Source organism: Mesorhizobium sp. M7A.F.Ca.CA.001.10.2.1, from assembly GCF_003998575.1.
GTDB lineage: Bacteria > Pseudomonadota > Alphaproteobacteria > Rhizobiales > Rhizobiaceae > Mesorhizobium.
In genome coordinates this window covers 1-1,249 of sequence record NZ_RZQY01001060.1, presented here as the reverse complement: position 1 = coordinate 1,249, position 1,249 = coordinate 1, and the positions used below count along the sequence as shown (strand labels likewise).

At 61.9% G+C, this 1,249-nt stretch carries 2 protein-coding genes; both read right to left on the bottom strand.

Going from position 1 to position 1,249, the window contains the following annotated elements; all coding sequences use genetic code 11:
• A partial coding sequence (lepB, locus tag EN964_RS35045; protein WP_127277476.1) for a signal peptidase I occupies window positions 1-679 on the bottom strand: 679 nt, incomplete at its 3' end.
• 78 nt (window positions 680-757) lie between these two features.
• Window positions 758-1,171 (bottom strand): holo-ACP synthase, encoded by a 414-nt coding sequence (gene acpS / locus EN964_RS35040; protein WP_127267159.1) that lies wholly within the window; start codon window positions 1,169-1,171, stop codon window positions 758-760.
• Window positions 1,172-1,249: the final 78 nt, after the last annotated feature.

Genomic DNA, 1,249 nt, shown 5'->3' with positions numbered 1-1,249 from the left:
CCTTGCCGGCGATCGAGAAGAAAACAAGATTGGCACGGCCAACCAGATTTTCCGCGGGAACGTAGCCGACGGTGAAACGGCTGTCGGCGGAATTGTCCCGGTTGTCGCCCATCATGAAATAGTGGCCGGGCGGCACATCGAATTCGCGGGTGTTGTCGCCGATCGAGTTCGAATTCAGGTCGAGCGTGTCGTAGCTGACGCCGTTGGGCAAGGTCTCACGATAGACATCGATCGGGCGCGATTCCTCGGTGATGTCGGGATTGTCGATCTGGCCTGTTTTCACGCGCGGCACGCCGACGCCGTTGATGAACAGCTGGCCGTCCTTGACCTGGATCTTGTCACCCGGCAGGCCGACAACGCGCTTGATGTAGTCGACGGACGGATCAGGCGGGAACTTGAACACCGCCACGTCGCCGCGCTTCGGCTCGGCGCCCCAGATACGGCCCGAAAAGATGTCGGGGCCGAAAGGCAGCGAGTACCGCGAATAGCCATAGGACCATTTGGTGACGAACAGATAGTCGCCTTCAAGAAGCGTCGGCCGCATTGATCCCGACGGGATCGAAAAAGGCTGGAACAGCAGCGTGCGGATGACCAGGGCGAGCAAAAGCGCCTGGACGATGACGCTGACGGTCTCGCCAAGCCCGCCGGATTTCTTCTCGGATTTTTCAGCCACGCTCATGTCGTCCTCGATTGTGCGTTGGATGGTATAGAGTCTCGGCGCGCGCTGGGCAACGTCAATGCCGGTCGTCAGAGGCAATCAATGTGGCGCTTCTTCGACGGGCAGCGCCTCGATGATCACAAAGGCTTGAGCGAGCGGGAAATCATCCGTGATGGTGAGGTGGATTGCCGCCCGATGGCCGTTTGGCAGGATCTTGTCCAGCCTGGCCTGCGCTCCTCCCGTCAGAGCCATGGTCGGCGCGCCACTGGGCAGGTTGACGACACCCATGTCGCGCCAGAACACCCCCTGCGCCATACCGGTGCCCAGCGCCTTGGCGCAGGCCTCCTTGGCGGCGAAGCGTTTGGCATAAGAGGCCGCGCGGGCGCCTCGATTGTCCGAACGCGCCTGTTCGACCTCGGTGTAGATTCTCTGGATGAAGCGCTGGCCGTGACGCTCCAGCGATTTCTCGATGCGTCTGATGTCGATCAGGTCGCTGCCGATGCCGATGATCATCGCGCGGTGGAACCGATGCTTGCGCCGGGATGGGGCGAGTGCGCATGCCGGCTTGCGCGCTGGGCCAGACGTTTGCAC